Origin of the sequence: Streptomyces sp. NPDC059906 (assembly GCF_042730645.1) — a bacterium.
Lineage (GTDB): Bacteria > Actinomycetota > Actinomycetes > Streptomycetales > Streptomycetaceae > Streptomyces > Streptomyces rubrogriseus.
This window is the reverse complement of the sequence record NZ_JBHWKU010000002.1, coordinates 445171-463053: the sequence shown is the minus strand read 5'-3', so window position 1 is coordinate 463053 and position 17883 is coordinate 445171. Positions and strand designations below refer to the sequence as shown.

The window sequence follows — 17883 nt, the reverse complement described above, 5'->3', positions numbered from 1 at the left end:
ACACTCCCGCAAGAGAGGGAAGCTCCGACATGCCGACCTGCCCGAACGGACACCAGTCGGGTTCCGACGACTGGTGCGAGGTCTGCGGTCACCGCATGGCCGGTGCCGTGCCGCCCCCTCCGCCGCCACCGCCTCCGGGCGGCGGCTACGGCTTCCCGCCACCAGCCGGCCCGGGTGGACCCGGCGGGCCGGGCGGTGGTCCCGGTGGCGGTCCGGGCGGTCCCGGCGGCGAGCCGCAGTTGTGCCCGCAGTGCCGCACGCCGCGTGAGGGCGGTGCGCCGTTCTGCGAGGAGTGCCGGTGGAACTTCCTGACCAACACCGCCACCTCGTACACCCCGGCCGCCCCGCGTCCGCCGGCGTCCGGTGGCCCGGCGCCGCAGTTCGGGCAGCCGCCCGCGGGTCCGTCGTACGGCGGCGGTGACTCGTACGACTACCAGGGCTCCCGCCCGTCCCAGATGAACCGCCCCGCAGAACCGATCCCCCCGGGCCCGCCGCCCTTCGGCTCCGACCCGTCGGGCCGCGGCGGCCCCGGTGGCCCGGGCGACCCCGGCGGACCCTTCGGCCCTGGCGGGCCCGGGGGTTCCGACAGGCCCGGCGGCTCCGGTGGGCCTGTCGCGCCCGGTGGGCCTGGTGGGTCTGGCGGGCCTGGTGGGCCTGGTGGTTTCGGCAGCCCCGACGGGCCCAACCGTCCCGGCGGTTTCGGCGGCCCGGGCAGCCCTGACGGGCCCGGCGGTTCCGGCGGCCCCAACGGTGCCGGCGGTTTCGGTGGGCCTGGCGGCCCCGGTGGTCCGGGTGGCCCCAACGGTCCGGGCGGGCCCGGCGGTTTCGGTGGGCCTGGCGGCCCCGGTGGCCCGGGTGGGCCCAACGGTCCGGGCGGACCCGGTGGTCCTAACGGTCCCGGTGGTTTCGGTGGGCCCAACGGCCCCGGTGGTCCCGGCGGCCCCAGCGAATTCGGCAGGCCTGGCGGTCCCAACAGCCCCGGTGGCCCCAACGGCCCCGGTGGTCCTAACGGTCCCGGCGGTTTCGGCGGGCCTGGCGGCCCCGGTGGCCCCGGCGGCTCCAGCGATTTCGGTGGGCCTGGCGGTCCCAACAGCCCCGGTGGCCCCAACGGCCCCGGTGGTCCTAACGGTCCCGGCGGTCCTAACGGTCCCGGCGGTTTCGGCGGGCCTGGCGGCCCCGGTGGTCCCAACGGCCCCGGCGGCTCCAGCGATTTCGGTGGGCCTGGCGGTCCCAACAGCCCCGGTGGTCCTAACGGTCCCGGTGGTCCCGATGACCCCAACAGCCCCGCTGGTCCCGGTGGCTTCAACGGCCCGGGGGGTCCAGGCGGGCCGAACGGTCCCTCCGGTCCTCCGGCCCCGCCCGGTTTCGGCAGCGATCCCTCGCGTCCGGTCCCGCCTCCGCCCGGCCCCGTCCCGTCCCCGCCCGGTGGCGCCGGAGCGCCTGGTGGGCCCGGCGGTCCCGGTGGCGCACCGCAGGGGTACCAGGCCGGTCCGCCGGCCCCGCCCGCCTTCCCGCAGGAGGCCAACCGCCCGCAGCAGGGCGGCCCGTCCTTCGGCGGGGACGACTGGGTGCTCTCCCCGCCGACGTCCGGCGCTCCCGGGGGCCCCGGCCAGGGCCCGGGCCAGGCCCAGGGCGGCGGCTACGGCTACCCGCAGCCCGGCGCCACCCAGGCACCCCCGCCCCCGCCCGGCCAGGGCTTCCCGCAGCGGCCCCAGCAGCCGACCACCTGGTCGGCGACGATCGGCCCGGACCGCGAGTACTTCATGGCGATGATGCAGCGCTCCGGCCCCGAGGCCGCGGGCCTGAACCTGCCCGCGTACTCGCCCGAGCAGCAGCGCACGCTCACCGGCAACCAGATCACCATCGGCCGCCGCAGGCACTCCACCGGCGACGTCCCTGACATCGATCTGGCCGTGCCGCCGGAGGACCCGGGTGTCTCGCACCAGCACGCGGTGCTGGTGCAGCAGCCGGACGGCAGCTGGGCGGTCGTCGACCAGAACTCGACGAACGGTACGACGGTCAACGGCGGCGAGGAGCCGATCCAGCCCTTCGTGCCGGTGCCGCTCCAGGACGGCGACCGGGTGCACGTGGGCGCCTGGACGACGATCACGGTCCGCCGGGGATAGCGCGGGAGGCGGTCTCCGTCAGGCGAACGGCCAGGCGTACGGCCCGTCGGGGTCGTCCAGCCACGCCCAGGCCCGTTCGCCGCTGACGGTGATGCCGTAGCGCTCGCGGCGCGGGGCGTCCTCGCGGTCCCACAGCGCGTACGCCTCCTGCGGATCGAGCCCGCCCCGGCTCAGCGACAGCAGGAAGCGGAACAGGTCGTCCTCCCGGGCCCGGCGCGGTACACCGCCCAGGCCCGGCGTCTCGGGCGCGGCGCGGTCCGCGCCGCGCAGCGGCACGAAGTACGCGGGCGTGTGCAGGAAGCGCCCCTCGGCGTGCTCGGCGTCGCGGACGGTGAGCACGACGAGGCCGGTGGCCAGCGGGGTGAGGATCCGGCCGCCGGGACGGCACTGGGCCGGCCAGGCGCGCGGCACCGAGGGCAGCGTGCAGGTGGCGAGGATCCGGTCGTAGGGGGCGTGTTCCGGGACGCCGCGGGCGCCGTCGCCCGTGACGACGGCCGGGTGGTACCCGGCGGCGTCCAGGTGCCGGCGGGCCGACTCGGTGATCTCGGGGTCCAGGTCGACGGTGGTGACCAGGTCGTCCGCGCCGAGCCGGTGGGCGAGCAGGGCCGCGTTGTAGCCGGTCCCGGCGCCGATCTCCAGGACCCGGTCGCCGTCCCGCACGTCCAGCTCCACCAGCATCATCGCCATCAGCGAGGGCTGGCTGCTGGAGGAGAGCAGTTCGCCGTCGCGCATCCGCGTCGCCAGCGGGGCGTCGGCGTACGCGCCGCGCACCCAGCGCTCGCGGGCGGCCGGGTCGGGGTCCTCGCCCCACCGGCGTTCGTAGCCGCCCCGGACGCCGACGTAGTAGTAGGGCACGAAGAGGTGGCGCGGGACCTCCCAGAACGCCTCCCGCCACACCGGGTCGGCCGTCCAGGCGCCGCTCAGCTCGATCTCCCGCACCAGCTCCGCCCGCGCGGAGGCGGCGAGGCTGTCCAGGTCCTCGTACCCGCCCATGCCTCCACAGTACGGGCCGGGCGGGCCGCGGGCAGGGGCCCTGGCGGGGTCCTAGGTCTTGAGTCCTATGCCCCCGGGTCTGAGACCATGGACGGCGTGAATGAGATTCGGCGCGGCACGCTTCAGGAGCAGACCTTCTACGAGCAGGTCGGCGGGGAGGAGACCTTCCGCCGACTCGTCCACCGCTTCTACGAGGGGGTCGCCGAGGACCCGATCCTGCGGCCGATGTACCCCGAGGAGGACCTGGGTCCGGCCGAGGACCGCTTCGCGCTGTTCCTCATGCAGTACTGGGGAGGCCCCACGACGTACAGCGACAACCGCGGCCACCCGCGGCTGCGGATGCGGCACGCCCCCTTCGCCGTCGACCGGGCCGCGCACGACGCCTGGCTGAAGCACATGCGGGTCGCGCTCGACGAGCTGGGCCTGTCCGAGGAGCACGAGCAGACGCTGTGGAAGTACCTGACGTACGCGGCGGCCTCGATGATCAACACCCCGGGCTGACCGGTCCCGTCGTCCGGTCCCGCCGTCCGATTCCGCCGTCCGATTGCGTCGTCGAATCCCTGACTGACGGGCGCATTCCGGTCAGCCGACGCCGGATTCCGGTCACAATCCGGTCAAGTCCAAGTCCCAGGCGGTTACTTCCGTACCTCCACCTCTGACAACATCCCGGAGAGGTCTGGACAACAGCGGCGGGGGGCCGGGTGGCGGGGTACGGGGGGCTCATGGGGTTCGTGCTGCTGCGGGCGCGTGCGCACCGCCTGCTGCTGGCCGCGGCCCTGCTCACCGTCCTGCTGACCACCACGGTGCTGGCCACCCTGACCGCCTACTCGGGCGCCATCGGCGACGCGGCCCTGCGGCACTCCCTCGCGGACTCGCGCACCGGGGCCGACGCCGCGCTGATCGTGAAGGCGGACGTACCGGCGGCACAGCGGTCGGCGGCGGACGCCACCGTGCGCGAGGGCGCCGCGAAGACCTTCGACGGGCTGCCGCGGACGGTACGGACCCTGGTGCGCTCGGGCCCGTACGCGCTGCCCGGCTCCCTGCGGCCCCCGACCGAGCGGTCCGGCGACCCCGATCTGACCTTCTTCGCGGCGCTCGACCCGACGCAGGTCCGCGTCGACGAGGGACGGCTGCCCAAGGACGGGGACGGGGACGCGAACGAGGACGGCGGCGGGGACTCCGGCTCCGACGGCGCGGTCGAGGTGGCGGTGCCGGTGGCCGCCGCGGAGCGCATCGGTGTCCGTACCGGCGACCGGCTCACCCTCACCGACCGGCTCGACGGCCCGGCCGTCGACATCGTGGTGAGCGGCGTGTACCGGCCGGTCGACGCCGGGTCGCCGTACTGGCGCCTCGACGACCTGGCCGGGCGCGGCCTCCAGCAGGGCGGCTTCACGACGTACGGGCCGCTGCTCGCCCCGCCCGGTGCGCTGAGCGGCGGCCGGGTCAGCGCGGGGTCGTCCGGATGGCTGGTGACGGCGGACTACTCGTCGCTGACGACCGGGCGGACCGCGGCCCTCGGGGACGCGGCCCGGGACGGCCTGGCGTGGCTGCGCGAGCAGCAGGTGCTCAGCGGCACCACCGCGGCGACCACCGATCTGGCCGCGATCCTGGAGCGGCTGGACCGTTCGCTGGAGGTGTCCCGTTCCACCCTCCTGGTCATCGCCTCGCAGCTGGTGCTGCTCGCGGGCGGCGCCCTGCTGCTGGTGGCGCGGCTGCTGAGCGTCGAGCGGGCGGGCGAGCTGCGGCTGCTGCGGGCGCGCGGCGCCTCCCGGGCCCGGCTGGCGGCCGGATCGGCGCTGGAGGCGCTGATGCTGGCCGTGCCCGCGCTGGTCTGCGCGCCGCTGCTGGCCGGACCGCTGGTCGGTCTGCTGGTCGGGCAGGGGGCGCCGGCCCGGATCGGGCTGGGCTGGGAGCCGACGGCGGGCGGCAGCGGCACCGTGTGGCTGGTGGCGGCGGTCGCGGCGCTCGGGTGCACGCTGGCCGTGACGCTGCCGGCGCTGACCCTCGCGCCGGAGGCCGGCGGCGGACGGCCCCGGACGCTGCCGGGCTGGCTGCGGGCCGGTGCGGACGTGGGTCTGCTGGTGATCGCCGGTATCGCCTACTGGCAGCTGGACCAGCAGACCTCCGCCGCCGGGACGGGCGACACCGACGCCCCGGGCACCCTGGGGGTCGATCCGCTGTTCGTGGCGACGCCGACGCTGGCGCTGCTGGCCGGGACGGTGCTGGCGCTCAGGCTGCTGCCGCTGGTGGCGCGGCTCGCGGAGCGCCGGGCGGCGAGCGGGCGCGGCCTCGCGGCGGCGCTGGCGGGCTGGCAGCTGAGCCGCCGTCCGATGCGCGGGGCGGGTCCGGTGCTGCTGCTGGTGCTCGCCGTGGCGCTGGGCACGGTGGCGATCGGGCAGGGCGCCTCGTGGTCCCGGTCGCAGGACGACCAGGCCGACTTCCGCACCGGGGCGCCGATCCGGGTGCAGGCCTCGGGCACGCTGGGCCCGGGCCGCACCGACCAGGTCGCGGGCGTCCCGGGGGTGGCGGAGGTCGCCCCCGCGGCCCGGTCCGAGGTCTCCCTGTCGGGCGACCGGACGGCGACGGTGCTCGCGCTGGACACCTCGCGCGCGGCGGACCTGCTGCTGATGCGCCCCGACCTGGCCGACGAGTCGCCGCGCGGGCTGCTGTCCGGCATGGCGCCGCAACAGCCGTCGAAGGGCGCGACGATCCCGGCGGGCACGGCCCGGCTCACACTGGCGGCGACCCTTGCCGTCCCGGGCCTCGACCCGGCCCACGCCGGCTCCCGCTCGGCGGACGTGACGGTCACCGTCGAGGACCGCTGGGGCAGCCCGTACCGGCTGGCGGCCGGTTCCCTGACCGGCGACGGCCGGGAGCACACCCTCGACATGGACGTCTCCGCGGGACCGCTCACACTGACCGGCATCGAGTTCACGGTGGTCCAGCCCGGCGGCGAGAGCGAGGAACACCGCCTGACCGTACGGCAGATGACGGCCACGGCCGCCGACGGAACCACCCGGCCGGTGCCGCTGCCGGACGCCTGGACGGCCGGGTCGGAGCTGGCGCCCCCGTCGGCCGCGCCGAACGCGCCGGGCGCTCCGTCCACTCCGCGCCTGCTGAAGCCGGGGCCGCTCGCCGTCGAGTACTCCACGGGCTACTCGGAGGCCGGCGGCTGGAAGATCACCACGCTGACCGTGCGGCTGCGGGTCGCGCAGCCGAAACCGGCCGAGGTGACCGCCGTGGCCACCGACCGCTTCCTCGACTCCTCGGGGGCGAGCACCGGGCAGCGGGTCACGGTGCTGATCGGCGGCCACGACGTCCCGGTGCGGATCGTGCGCTCCGTGCGCGAGCTGCCGGGCACCGGGCCCGAGACCCCCTCGGCGCAGTTCGGCGGCGCCCTGCTGGTCGACCTGCCCGCGGTCAACCGGCACCTGCAGGCCAAGTACGGCGCCTCCGTCGCGCCCACCGAGTGGTGGCTGCGGACCGGGCCGGGCAGGACCGACGAGGCGGCGGCGGGCCTGCGGGCCTTCCCGGACACCGCACCGGCCCAGGTACTGGTACGCGACGAGGTCGCCGAGCGGCTGCGGGACGACCCATTCGGCGCCGGTCCCGGAGCCGCGTTCGCCGCGGCGACCCTGGTGGCGGCGGCGCTCGCGGCGGTCGGCTTCGCGGTGAGCGCGGCCGGGTCGCTGCGCGAGCGGGGCACCGAGTTCTCCGTACTGCGTGCCCTGGGCGCCTCGCGCCGCCGGCTGGCCCGCACGGTCGCCGCCGAGCAGGGCGTGCTGACCGGCCTCGCGCTGCTGACCGGCGCCGCCCTGGGCGCGGTCCTGACCCGGGCGGTGATCCCGCTGACCGTACTGACCCCGCAGGCCACCCGGCCCGTGCCGGACGTGCACGTGGCCCTGCCGGGTGACCGCATCGCCCTGCTGCTGGCCGGCATGGCCGTCGTCCCGCTCCTGGTCACCGCGGCACTGGCCCTGCGCCGCACCGACACGACGGTGACCCTCAAGGACCACGGAGGTACCGGCCGGTGAGCCCCGTGACCGCCCCACCACCGGCTGGGAAGGCCACCACCGTGCCGGTGACCGGCACCGTGCCGGTGACCGCCACCATGCCGGTGACGGGCGCCGTACCGGTGACCGCCACCATGCCGGTGACCGACGCCGCACCGGTGACCACCACCATGCCGGTGACCGACGCCGCACCGGTGACCACCACCATGCCGGTGACCGACGCCGCACCGGCGGCCACCGCCGCACGGGCGCCGCGTCGCAGCCGCACGGCGGCGGCCCCCGAAGGACAGGGAGGTACCGGACGGTGAACCGCGTGACCGCCCCCTGGGTGCGCACCCGGCTGCGGGCCGCCCCCGGCGCCGCCGTCGCGCTGGCGGTGCTGGTGGCGCTGACCGCGTGCCTGGCCGCCGCGTTCCCCCGGGCACTGGACCGGTACACGGACGCCGGTCTGCGCCAGGCCGTGGAGCGCACCCCGGTCGACGAGAGCAGCATCCTGGTGACCGCGGGGCCCGACCTCGACGGAGGGCTGGCCCACACGGAGGAGAGCGTCCGGCCCGAACGCCTCACCGAGCTGTACAGGTCCACCCTCGACACGGTCGAACGGCCGCTGGTCATCGACGCGAAGCGGTCCTCCTACGGCGTCCGCACCACCGACACCCTGCCCTCGCCGGACGAGTGGCTGCCCCGGCCCGACGGCCTCCCCGCGGAGATGCTCCTCGCCGCCCCGCACGGTCTCGCCGACCACACCCGGCTGAGCTCCGGCCGGCTGCCCGAGGTCCCCGGCGGGGAGACGAGCATCGAGACCACCGAGGTGCAGGCCGCGGTGACCGAGGAGACGGCCCGCACGCTGCACGTCGAGGTGGGCTCGGTCATCCACGTGTCGGCCCACCAGGACCTCACCGTCCGCGTCACCGGCATCGTCACGCCCGAGGACGCCGACAGCCCCTACTGGTCCGTCGACCCCCTGCTGCGCGCCCCTTCCCTGCGGCGCGTGCCGGGGCCGATGGGGGCCTCCAACCCCTCCTACTGGGTCGGCGGTCTGCTGCTCGCCCCCGAGGCGGCCCCCGCGGTGCTGGGCGCGACCTCCACCGTCCGCTACTGGCACCTGACCCCCTCCCCGGACGCCCTGCACAGCCGCGACCTCGACGGGCTCGCCTCCGCGGTGGCCTCCCTGGAGTCCGGTCCCGGCCTGGAGCGGCTGCACGCGACGATCAACCCGCTCACCGACGTCACGACGGGACTCGACGCCGCCTTCACCGCGTACGAGGAACTCCGCGGCGACATCGGCCCGCTGGTCGTCGTCGCCGCGTCGGGCGCGGGCACGGTCGCCGCCGTGGTCCTGCTGATGGCGGGCGGCCTGGCCGGTGAGCGGCGCCGCGCCGAGCTGGCCCTGCTGCGCGCCCGCGGCGCCTCCGTACGGGGCATGGTGGGGCGGCTGCTCGCCGAGACGGCCGTCGTGGCCGTGCCCGCGGGTGCCCTCGGGTTCGGCGCGGCCCTGCTGGCGCTGCCCGGCGCCCGGCTGCTCCCCGCACTCTGGGCCGCCGCCGCGGTCACCGCCGTGGCCACTCTCGCGCTGCCGCTGCGGGCCGCCGCCGCCCACCACGCCGTACGGATCCACGACGGCCGGCGCGACGTGGCGTCCGTGCGGGCGTCCCGGCGCCGTACCGTCGCCGAACTGACCGTCGTGGTCCTCGCGCTCGGCGCGGTCGAGATGCTGCGCCGGCGCGGGGCGACGGACGGCGCCGGTGACCTGGTGGCGATGGCCCCGGTCCTGGTCGGAGTGATCGCCGCGCTGGTGCTGGTGCGCCTGTACCCGCTGCCGCTGCGCGGGCTGGCCCGCCCGGCCGGGCGGCTGCGGGGCGCCGTCGGGCCACTCGCGCTGGCCCGGGCGGGCCGTACCTCCGCCTCCGCCGTGCTGCCCCTGCTCGCCCTGCTGACCGCGTTCACCGTGGCGGCGTTCGGCGGGTCGGTCCTCAACGGCGTGGCCGACGCCCGCGACCGGGCGGCACTCCTGTCGGTCGGCGCCGACGCCCGGGTGGAGGCGGAGGCCGCGCTGCCCGCCGGGCTGACCGGCCGTCTCGGGCAGGTGCCCGGGGTGCGGGAGGTCACCGAGGTCGGCATCGACTACCAGGCCGAGATCCAGAACGGCCGCCAGTCGCTGCCGCTCACGACGGTGGACCCGGCCGACTACGCGGCACTGGCCGGGCGGACGGGCCTCGGCGCCTTCCCCGCGGGCGAGCTGGGGCGGCCCGACGGCGCCGAGGGCGGCTCCGAGGACGCCGTCCGGCCGGCGCTGGCCTCCCCCGCGGTCGCCGAACGGCTGGGCAGCGGCCCCTTCCGGGTGCGCCTGGCCGACGGCACCCTCGCCACCCTGCGGATCGTGCTGGTCCGCGACCGCACCCCGGCCGTGAACGGCGAAGACTTCCTCCTCGTGGACCGGGCGGGACTGCCGGCCGCGGCCACCCGGCCGAACGTGGCGCTGCTGACCGGCGGCGACCTGGACGCGGGCGCGGTGCACCGGGCGGCGGACGACGCCGGCACCGTCCACCTGCGGTCCGAGGAGCGCGGCACCTACGTGGACTCCCCGCTGCAGTCCGGCGGGGAGCGCATCTACACGGCCGCCGTGGCCGCCGCCGCCGGCTACGCCGCCCTGGCCCTGCTGCTGTCCCTCGCGAGCGCCGCCCCCGAACGCGCCGCGCTCCTGGCCCGGCTGCGCACCATGGGCCTCACCCGCGCCCAGGGCCGCCGCCTGCTGGTCCTGGAGTCCCTCCCGCAGGCGCTGCCCGCGGCTCTGGGCGGCATCCTGACCGGCTGGGCCGCCGTACGTCTCCTCTCCCCCGGCATCGACCTGACCACCCTCGCGGTGCCGGCGTCGACATCCCCGGCGGGGCGCGCGGAACTGAGCGCCGACCCGTGGTCGCTGGCCGTCCCGGCGGTGGCGGTGCTGGTCCTGGCGGTGGGGGTGGCGGCCGTCCAGGCGTGGTGGTCGGGCCGGCGCGGAGCGGTGGCCGAACTCAGGGCGGGCGACGCGCGGTGAGGGCGCGAACGCAGACACGGCGGACCGCGGACGCGGACACGGAGGAGACCCGATGACGACCGACCCCACCCTCGCGGAGCTGGCCGACCGCGCCACGGCGTCCCGGGACCGGCCCGCCTACGGGCACGACGCCCTGATCACCTGCGACCGCCTGGTCCGGATCTTCAGCGCGGACGGGGTGGAGGTGCAGGCCCTGCAGGGACTCGACCTCCTGGTCCGGGAGGGCGAGCTGATGGCCCTGGTGGGCGCCTCGGGCAGCGGCAAGTCCACGTTGATGAACATCCTGGCCGGTCTGGACACGCCCACCGCCGGGGCGGCCCGGGTCGCGGGGCGCGACCTGCTCGCGATGACGGCGAAGGACCGCCTCGCCTACCGCCGTACGGTGGTCGGCTTCGTGTGGCAGCAGACGTCCCGCAACCTCATGCCCTACCTGACGGCCGCGCAGAACGTGGCCCTGCCCATGCAGCTGTCCGGCACCGGTGGACGCCGGGCGGCGCGCACCGAACGCGCGCTGGAGCTCCTGGACCTGATGGGCATCGCGGACTGCCGCGACCGGCGCCCGCAGCAGATGTCCGGCGGGCAGCAGCAGCGGGTCGCCATCGCCGTGGCCCTCGCGGGCAACCCGTCCGTGCTGCTGGCGGACGAGCCGACGGGCGAGCTGGACTCCCACACCGCGGAACAGATCTTCGCCGCGTTCCGCACGGCCAACGAACACCTGGGCACCACGGTCGTCATCGTCACCCACGACCAGGCGGTGGCCGGCGAGGTCCGCCGCACCGTCGCCATCCGCGACGGCCGCACCTCCACGGAGGTCCTGCGCCGCAGCGAGGTGGACGCCGAGACCGGCCACGAGACGGTGGTGGCCCGCGAGTACGCCATGCTCGACCGCGCCGGCCGGCTTCAGCTGCCCGCCGACTACACCGCGGCCCTCGGCATGCGCGACCGCGTCGCCCTGGAGCTGGAGAGCGACCACATCGCCGTACGCCCGGACGACAGCGAACCCCAGCACTGAGCGCCGGGGGCGGCGGCCCGGGCGGCCTCAGCGCACGCTGATGCCCAGGGCCCCGGTCCCCGCCCGCCGCAGCGCGACGGACCCGAAGGGCGTACGCAGCCGCAGCCACGCGCCGGAGGACAGCAGCTTCGGCGCGCCCTCGTCCGATCCGGAGCCGGAGCGTGCGCCCTGACCGGGGCCGGAGCCCTGACCGGGGCCGGAGCCCTGACCGGGGCCGGGCGCTCCGCGCGTCCGCAGGAACCCGAGCGACTGGGCCGCGTGCACGGCCCGCACCGGCAGCCCGGTCTCCCCGACGGTCCGGGACCAGATCTCCCGCCCGACCCGGTCCAGCTCGGCCCGCGTCCGGTCCTCGGGGGCCAGCTCCTCCATGCGGGTACGGAACTCCGCCACCGCGGCGGCGACCAGCGCGCGCAGGGCGTCCGGGCCGGGCAGCCCCGCCTCGGTCCGCCAGCCCCCGCGCGGGGGCAGCACCCCGGCCCAGGGCGGCCCGGTCACCGCGCCCGGCACACCGGAGGTGGCCGCCTGCTCGTCCACGGACTCGAGCAGCTCACCGGCGGAGACGGTCACGTCGAGCGTGTCGTCGAGCCCGTTCTCGTACGGCTTGGCCAGCCGGACCGCGCGCACCGCCAGCACCTCGAAGGAGGGCGGCCGGCCGAAGACGGCGAGGGCCGTGCCGGCCGCCTGGAGGCGCACCGCGGCCGAACGGTCGTAGTGGAGCAGCCGGGAGAGGAAGGCCGCGAGGTCCGCGGCCTCCCCCTCGTCGGCGAGGTGGAGCACCGTCATGCGGCGACGGCCTCCTCCTTGGCGTCCGTGTACTCCTGGAGGAACTCCCGCTCCTCGGCGGTGAGCCGCCGGGGCCGCTGCGCCTCGAAGTCGAACGGCACGATCACCGTGGAGGCGCGGACGTAGACCACGTCCCCGTCCTTGACCTCGTAAGTGAGGGTGAAGGAGGCGGCCCTGATCTCCGTGACCCACAGCTCGATGTCGACCGGGTGGTGCCGGTGGACGAGCTGCCGCTTGTAGTCGATCTCATGGCGTGCCACCACCGACCCCTGCTTGAAGTCCTTCTCCGGGCGGAACAGGAAGTCGATACGGGCCTCCTCCAGGTAGCGGAGGAAGACCACGTTGTTGACGTGGCCGTACGCGTCCATGTCCGCCCAGCGCAGTGGGCAGCGGTAGATGTGCCGCAAGATCAGCCCCGGGTCAGCTTCTTGTAGGTGGCGCGGTGCGGACGGGCGGCGTCGGCGCCGAGCCGCTCGACCTTGTTCTTCTCGTACGACTCGAAGTTGCCCTCGAACCAGAACCACTTGGACTCGCCCTCGTAGGCGAGGATGTGGGTGGCCACCCGGTCCAGGAACCACCGGTCGTGGGAGACCACCACGGCACACCCGGGGAACTCGAGCAGCGCGTTCTCGAGGCTGGAGAGCGTCTCCACGTCGAGGTCGTTGGTCGGCTCGTCGAGGAGGAGCAGGTTGCCGCCCTGCTTGAGGGTGAGCGCCAGGTTCAGCCGGTTGCGCTCGCCGCCGGAGAGGACCCCGGCCGCCTTCTGCTGGTCCGGCCCCTTGAACCCGAAGGCGGAGACGTACGCGCGCGACGGCATCTCCACCTGGCCCACGTTGATGTAGTCCAGCTCGTCGGAGACGACGGCCCACAGGGTCTTCTTCGGGTCGATGTGCTCGCGGCTCTGGTCGACGTAGGAGATCTTGACGGTGTCGCCGACCTTGATGGTGCCGGAGTCCGGCTCCTCGAAGCCCTGGATCATCTTGAACAGCGTGGTCTTGCCGGCGCCGTTGGGCCCGATGACCCCGACGATCCCGTTGCGCGGCAGCGTGAAGGAGAGGTCGTCGATGAGGACCTTCTCGCCGAAGGCCTTGCTGAGGTTGTTCACCTCGACGACGACGTTGCCCAGGCGCGGGCCCGGCGGGATCTGGATCTCCTCGAAGTCCAGCTTCCGCATCTTGTCGGCCTCGGCGGCCATCTCCTCGTACCGCGCGAGGCGGGCCTTGGACTTGGCCTGGCGCCCCTTGGCGTTGGAGCGCACCCAGTCCAGCTCGTCCTTGAGGCGCTTCTGCCGCTTGGCGTCCTTCTGGCCCTCGACCTTGAGGCGGGTGGCCTTGGTCTCCAGGTACTTGGAGTAGTTGCCCTCGTAGCCGTGCAGGCGGCCGCGGTCGACCTCGCAGATCCAGCCGGCGACGTTGTCCAGGAAGTACCGGTCGTGGGTGACGGCCACGACGGTGCCCTCGTACTTGGCGAGGTGCTGCTCCAGCCAGTTGACGGACTCGGCGTCGAGGTGGTTGGTGGGCTCGTCGAGGAGCAGCAGGTCGGGCGCCTCCAGCAGCAGCTTGCACAGCGCCACACGCCGCTTCTCACCACCGGAGAGGTTCACGACGGGCCAGTCGCCGGGCGGGCACCCCAGCGCGTCCATGGCCTGCTCCAGCTGGGCGTCGAGGTCCCACGCGTTGGCGTGGTCCAGCTCCTCCTGGAGCTTGCCCATCTCTTCCAGCAGCGCGTCCGAGTAGTCGGTCGCCATCTGCTCGGCGATCTCGTTGAACCGGTCGAGCTTGCCCTTGACCTCGGCGACACCCTCCTGGACGTTCTCCAGGACGGTCTTCTCCTCGTTGAGCGGGGGCTCCTGGAGCAGGATGCCGACGGTGTAGCCCGGGGACAGGAAGGCGTCCCCGTTCGACGGCTGCTCCAGCCCCGCCATGATCTTCAGAACGGTCGACTTGCCGGCCCCGTTCGGTCCGACCACACCGATCTTCGCGCCGGGCAGGAAGCTCAGGGTGACGTCATCAAGGATCACCTTGTCGCCGTGCGCCTTGCGCGCCTTGCGCATGGTGTAAATGTACTCAGCCAAGAGAAACCGTCCGGCAGCTTGATCAGGCAGTGGGCAGATACACCCCATCTTGCCGCACCGCCACCCCTGCGCGGAAACGCGTTCCCGGCGGGGCCTCTGACCTGGCCTTTCCTGGATGCCGCCGGAGCCTCACCTGTCACTGCCGGTCGCCATCGATCGGCCTCGGGCACCCTCGCACGGCCCAGGGACGGCCCAGCCGGAGGGTGCCGCTCCCCCGCCACGCGGCGCTACGGTGCTGCCGTGACCGGCTCGTCGGAGCGCCCTCTCCTCTTCCTCGACGTGGACGGCCCACTGATCCCGTTCGGGTCGTCGGCCGGCCATTCGGAGGTCGCTACCGCCTCCTCGACGACCGTCGATCAGGGGAACCCGCTGCTGGCCCGACTCGACCCCGGGATCGGGGCGCGCCTCATTGCTCTGGGCTGCCGGCTCGTCTGGGCGACGACCTGGATGGAAGAGGCGAACGAAGCCGTCGCCCCGCGCATCGGCCTGCCGAGGCTGCCGGTGCTGGAGTGGCCGGACACCGACGCAGGAGGAGCCCCGCGAGGTCTGCACTGGAAGACTCGCCCCATGGTCGAGTGGGCCGCCGGCCGACCCTTCGTCTGGGTCGACGACGAGATCAGCGCGATAGATCGCCTCTGGGTCCACGCCGGCCACCCTGGGCCTTCACTGCTGCACCGGATCGAGCCGACCAAGGGCCTCGGTGGCACCGACTTTGGCGTGCTCGCCGCATGGCTCGATGCCGTCGTGCCGAGATGAGCACACCTCAGGCTCGATCTACCGCCCCCGCGTGAGGGTCCGACCGGATGATCGAACCCTTCGGCATGCAGCTTGTTGAGAGCCGAGTTGTCGACGTCGCCCCGCCACTCATACGTGATCGTCGTGATCCAAACCCAGCTAGCGGGTCAGCGTCTCGAAGCCGACATCGTCGCAGTACTGCACAACGAGCCCCTCCGCCTCGGAGTCACTGTTGTTCATCGCTGCCACCGTCGCCTCCGCCAAGGTGCGGCCTCCGTCAACGGTCTCATCCCGGAGTGGTCGCATCGCGAGGAAGGCGTCCTGAGCGACGGCCCCGACCTCGTCGTACTCCGACGGCTCCGGCGTGTCCGTGCCCGCCGCGTTCCGCGCCTTCTGCCACGCCCCCAGCTGCGTGCAGTAGTTCTCCCGCTGCGCGGTCAGCCGCTCCTCGTCCCCGCCCTCGGACGAGGAACACCCGGCCGTCACCGCCACCAGGGCGAGGACCGGGACTACCGCCTTAAGCACGCGCACCACGTTGCCCCCGACTGAAACTGCGTCCGCTCGTACCCGTCACCCGCAACTCCCGCAGCAGGATACCCGCGTGGGCCTCGCGACCGCGCTCCGCGAGCACATGGCGGTCTTCCCGCCCTTGGCCGTCACCCTGCCCTGGCTGACTCCGACCGGTCCCGAGGTCACTCACCGGCTCCTTTTCACCAGCGGTATCGGCGCAGCCATCTGGAGCCAGGCGTTCAACGACCAGTCCTGGAAGCCCGCTCTCGCCTCCGCCGGCATCATCCCGGCCCCCGAGAAGGGCAAGCGCTGCGCCATCGTGCCCCCGTGACCGGTGCCGTGGAGCGCCTTCTTTGCTTCGCCGACGTCGCCGATTCGCGCCCTGCGGACACCGTCCGCGGGGAATCATTGGGTGCGACGTCGTGACGGGGGCGCAGCGAGGGGGATGGGGAAGAGTGCCAGCAGCGGTGGAGTCGGTCTTCGTCAGTTATGCAGGGCCGGACCGGGCCTGGGCGGAGTGGGCGGCATGGCACCTGCGGGAGGTGGGCCATGCCGTGGAGCTGGACGTCTGGGACTGGCGGATCGGCGACAACTTCATCGAGCGGATGAACGACGCGATGCGGCGTGCCACGACGGTGGTGGCGCTGTTCTCCAACAACTACTTCGATCCCGCGCGGTGGACCCGGGAGGAGTGGACCTCCGTCGTCGCGCGCCGTGAGCGCATCGTCCCGGTGACCGTCGAACCCCTCACGGCGTCGGACATCCCGGACATCCTGACCGCCGTCATCCGCAAAGACCTGCACAGCCTGGACGAGCAGGCCGCCATCACGGCGCTGCTGGAGGCCGTCAGCGGCCCCACCGGCCCGCGCACGGCACCCAGTTTCCCCGGCGCGCCCGCACCGGTGCACGCCGCTCCGGCCGGGAGCGCACCGGGGCAGCGTCCCCGGCTGCCCAGCGGCGCGGGCCTGCCGCGGGTGTGGAACGTGCGAGACCGCAATCCTCACTTCACCGGGCGGGAGGCTCTGATCTCCCGGATTCGCGAGGGCCTGCTCGGCGGCCGGCAGGCCGTGGTCCAGGCCCTGCACGGCCTGGGCGGCATCGGCAAGACGCAGATCGCCCTGGAGTACGCCCACCGCTTCGCAAGCCAGTACGACACGGTCTGGTGGATCGACGCCGCGCAGGCCGACCAGATTCTCGTCCGCTACACCGAACTGGCCGCCCGGCTGGGCATCGCCAAACCGGAGGCCGGCGCCGAGCACAACGCCCGCACGCTGCTGGAACATCTGCACACCCAGGATCGCTGGCTGATCATCCTGGACAACGCCGACGATCCCCACGACTTCGAAAGCCTGATCCCCACCGGGCCCGGCCACGTCCTGATCACGTCACGCAACCCGGGCTGGAACGACCGGGTCCACAGCCTGAACCTGGGTGTCTTCGCCCGCAGCGACTCCCTGGCCTACCTCACCGCCCGCATGCCCGGCATCACACCCGACCAGGCCGGCGGCCTCGCGGACGACCTCGGCGACCTGCCCCTCGCCCTGGCCCAGGCGGTCGGTGTCATCACCAGCGGCATGACCCTGGATCGCTATCGCCATCTGCTCACCGAGAAGACCGCCGCGCTCATGGCCAACGGCGGTCCGCCCGGCTACCCCGCTCCGTTGGCCGCCGCCGTGGACATCGCCACCAACCGTCTGACGGGCGACCACCCGGACGCCGCCGACCTGCTCCGCCTCGGCGCCTTCCTCGGCCCCGAACCGATCCCCACCGCCTGGCTGGAAGCCGTCCGCGACCGGCTGAGCACCATCGCCGTCGGCCCGGACGACATCATGTGGCCGCAGACCGCCCTGCGGCCCCTGGCCCGTTACGGTCTCGCCCGCGTCGACCACGAGACCTTCCAGATCCACCGGCTCACCCAGGCCATCCTCCGCGACCGGTCCGGTCAGGCCGACACCGACAGGTCGCAAGACGATGTCGCCACGATCCTGACCACCGTGGCCCCCGGCGACCCCGACACGCCCGCCGCCTGGCCCCGGTGGGCCGCCTGCACGACCCACCTCGCCGCGCGGAAGGACACCGCGACCAGTCGCCCGGAGCTGCGCCGGGCGCTCGTTCGGGCAGCGCGTTACCTGATCAAGAGCGGCCAGGAACGCACCGCCCGCGACCTCATCTCCGCCCTCCACGAGGACTGGACCGGCGTCCTCGGCGAGGATCACCCCGACACCCTCGACTCCGCCCACTACCTCGGCCACGTCATCAGCTACTTCGGGCAGTACGGCGAGGCCCGCCGGATACACGAGGACACCCTCGAACGCCGCCGCCGCACCCTCGGCGACGACGACCCCCACACCCTCGGCTCCGCCCACAGCCTCGCCGGCAGCCTGCACGACCTCGGACAGTACGCCGAGGCCCGCGGCATGGACGAGGACACCCTCGAACGCCGCCGCCGCACCCTCGGCGAAGACCACCCCCACACCCTCTCCTACACCCACGACCTCGCCGCCAGCCTGCACAACCTCGGGCAGTACGCCGAGGCCCGCCGCATGGACGAGGACACCCTCGAACGCCGACGTCGCATCCTCGGCGACGACCACCCCCAC

At 74.5% G+C, this 17883-nt stretch carries 14 protein-coding genes and 1 pseudogene; 8 read left to right on the top strand and 7 right to left on the bottom strand.

Translation table 11 applies throughout. The annotated features are described in order from the left end of the window. Positions 1 to 29: 29 nt before the first annotated feature. Complete coding sequence (locus ACFV9J_RS05070; RefSeq protein ID WP_385349951.1) at positions 30 to 2126, top strand: FHA domain-containing protein; 2097 nt, start codon at positions 30 to 32, stop codon at positions 2124 to 2126. Positions 2127 to 2144: 18 nt separating this feature from the next. Here ACFV9J_RS05070 and ACFV9J_RS05065 read toward each other — a convergent pair whose 3' ends face one another. Next, positions 2145 to 3119, bottom strand: coding sequence for a methyltransferase domain-containing protein (locus ACFV9J_RS05065; protein ID WP_385349948.1), 975 nt, complete (start codon positions 3117 to 3119; stop codon positions 2145 to 2147). Positions 3120 to 3206: 87 nt separating this feature from the next. Here ACFV9J_RS05065 and ACFV9J_RS05060 point away from each other — a divergent pair, with 87 nt between their 5' ends. Beyond that, on the top strand, positions 3207 to 3620 hold the full coding sequence (locus ACFV9J_RS05060) for a globin (RefSeq protein WP_011028501.1): 414 nt from the start codon (positions 3207 to 3209) through the stop codon (positions 3618 to 3620). 221 nt (positions 3621 to 3841) lie between these two features. After that, positions 3842 to 7153, top strand: coding sequence for an FtsX-like permease family protein (locus ACFV9J_RS05055; protein WP_385349945.1), 3312 nt, complete (start codon positions 3842 to 3844; stop codon positions 7151 to 7153). On the opposite strand, the gene ACFV9J_RS05050 is transcribed toward ACFV9J_RS05055, so the two are convergent. Continuing rightward, positions 7125 to 7400, bottom strand: a complete 276-nt coding sequence (locus ACFV9J_RS05050; RefSeq protein ID WP_385349943.1) for a hypothetical protein — start codon at positions 7398 to 7400, stop codon at positions 7125 to 7127. The two genes, ACFV9J_RS05055 and ACFV9J_RS05050, sit on opposite strands and share 29 nt — an antisense overlap. 36 nt (positions 7401 to 7436) lie before the next feature. On the opposite strand from ACFV9J_RS05050, the gene ACFV9J_RS05045 reads away from it, so the two are divergent. Next, entirely contained in the window at positions 7437 to 10169 is a 2733-nt protein-coding gene (locus ACFV9J_RS05045) for an FtsX-like permease family protein (protein WP_385349940.1), read from the top strand. A gap of 52 nt (positions 10170 to 10221) precedes the next feature. Next, entirely contained in the window at positions 10222 to 11181 is a 960-nt protein-coding gene (locus tag ACFV9J_RS05040) for an ABC transporter ATP-binding protein (RefSeq protein ID WP_385349938.1), read from the top strand. A 27-nt stretch (positions 11182 to 11208) separates the two neighbouring features. Here the strand turns inward: ACFV9J_RS05040 and ACFV9J_RS05035 are convergent, their stop codons facing one another. The 3 genes from ACFV9J_RS05035 to ettA are packed head-to-tail and all read right to left on the bottom strand — an operon-like array spanning position 11209 to position 14038. After that, on the bottom strand, positions 11209 to 11964 hold the full coding sequence (locus tag ACFV9J_RS05035) for a hypothetical protein (protein WP_385349936.1): 756 nt from the start codon (positions 11962 to 11964) through the stop codon (positions 11209 to 11211). Further along, a complete protein-coding gene (locus ACFV9J_RS05030; protein WP_356861210.1) occupies positions 11961 to 12371 on the bottom strand; it encodes a thioesterase family protein in 411 nt (136 codons plus the stop codon). Before ACFV9J_RS05030 ends, ACFV9J_RS05035 begins: the two co-directional genes overlap by 4 nt. Before the next feature lie 2 nt (positions 12372 to 12373). Further along, a complete protein-coding gene (ettA, locus tag ACFV9J_RS05025; protein ID WP_007449710.1) occupies positions 12374 to 14038 on the bottom strand; it encodes an energy-dependent translational throttle protein EttA in 1665 nt (554 codons plus the stop codon). 240 nt (positions 14039 to 14278) lie between these two features. Between ettA and ACFV9J_RS05020 the strand changes: the two genes are divergently transcribed. Beyond that, positions 14279 to 14794, top strand: coding sequence for an HAD domain-containing protein (locus ACFV9J_RS05020; RefSeq protein WP_385349931.1), 516 nt, complete (start codon positions 14279 to 14281; stop codon positions 14792 to 14794). A 38-nt stretch (positions 14795 to 14832) separates the two neighbouring features. On the opposite strand, the pseudogene ACFV9J_RS05015 reads toward ACFV9J_RS05020, so the two are convergent. Next, positions 14833 to 14922 (bottom strand): annotated as a pseudogene (locus ACFV9J_RS05015) (GNAT family N-acetyltransferase); the annotation flags it as partial. Positions 14923 to 14932: 10 nt separating this feature from the next. Beyond that, positions 14933 to 15298: a hypothetical protein gene (locus ACFV9J_RS05010; protein ID WP_385349929.1), complete on the bottom strand. Its 366-nt coding sequence runs from the start codon at positions 15296 to 15298 to the stop codon at positions 14933 to 14935. Positions 15299 to 15374: 76 nt separating this feature from the next. Here ACFV9J_RS05010 and ACFV9J_RS05005 point away from each other — a divergent pair, with 76 nt between their 5' ends. Together ACFV9J_RS05005 and fxsT are read left to right on the top strand one after the other, a co-directional pair. Beyond that, positions 15375 to 15614: a hypothetical protein gene (locus tag ACFV9J_RS05005; RefSeq protein WP_385349927.1), complete on the top strand. Its 240-nt coding sequence runs from the start codon at positions 15375 to 15377 to the stop codon at positions 15612 to 15614. Positions 15615 to 15738: 124 nt separating this feature from the next. After that, the coding region (fxsT, locus tag ACFV9J_RS05000) for an FxSxx-COOH system tetratricopeptide repeat protein (RefSeq protein ID WP_385349924.1) at positions 15739 to 17883 on the top strand (2145 nt) is incomplete at its 3' end.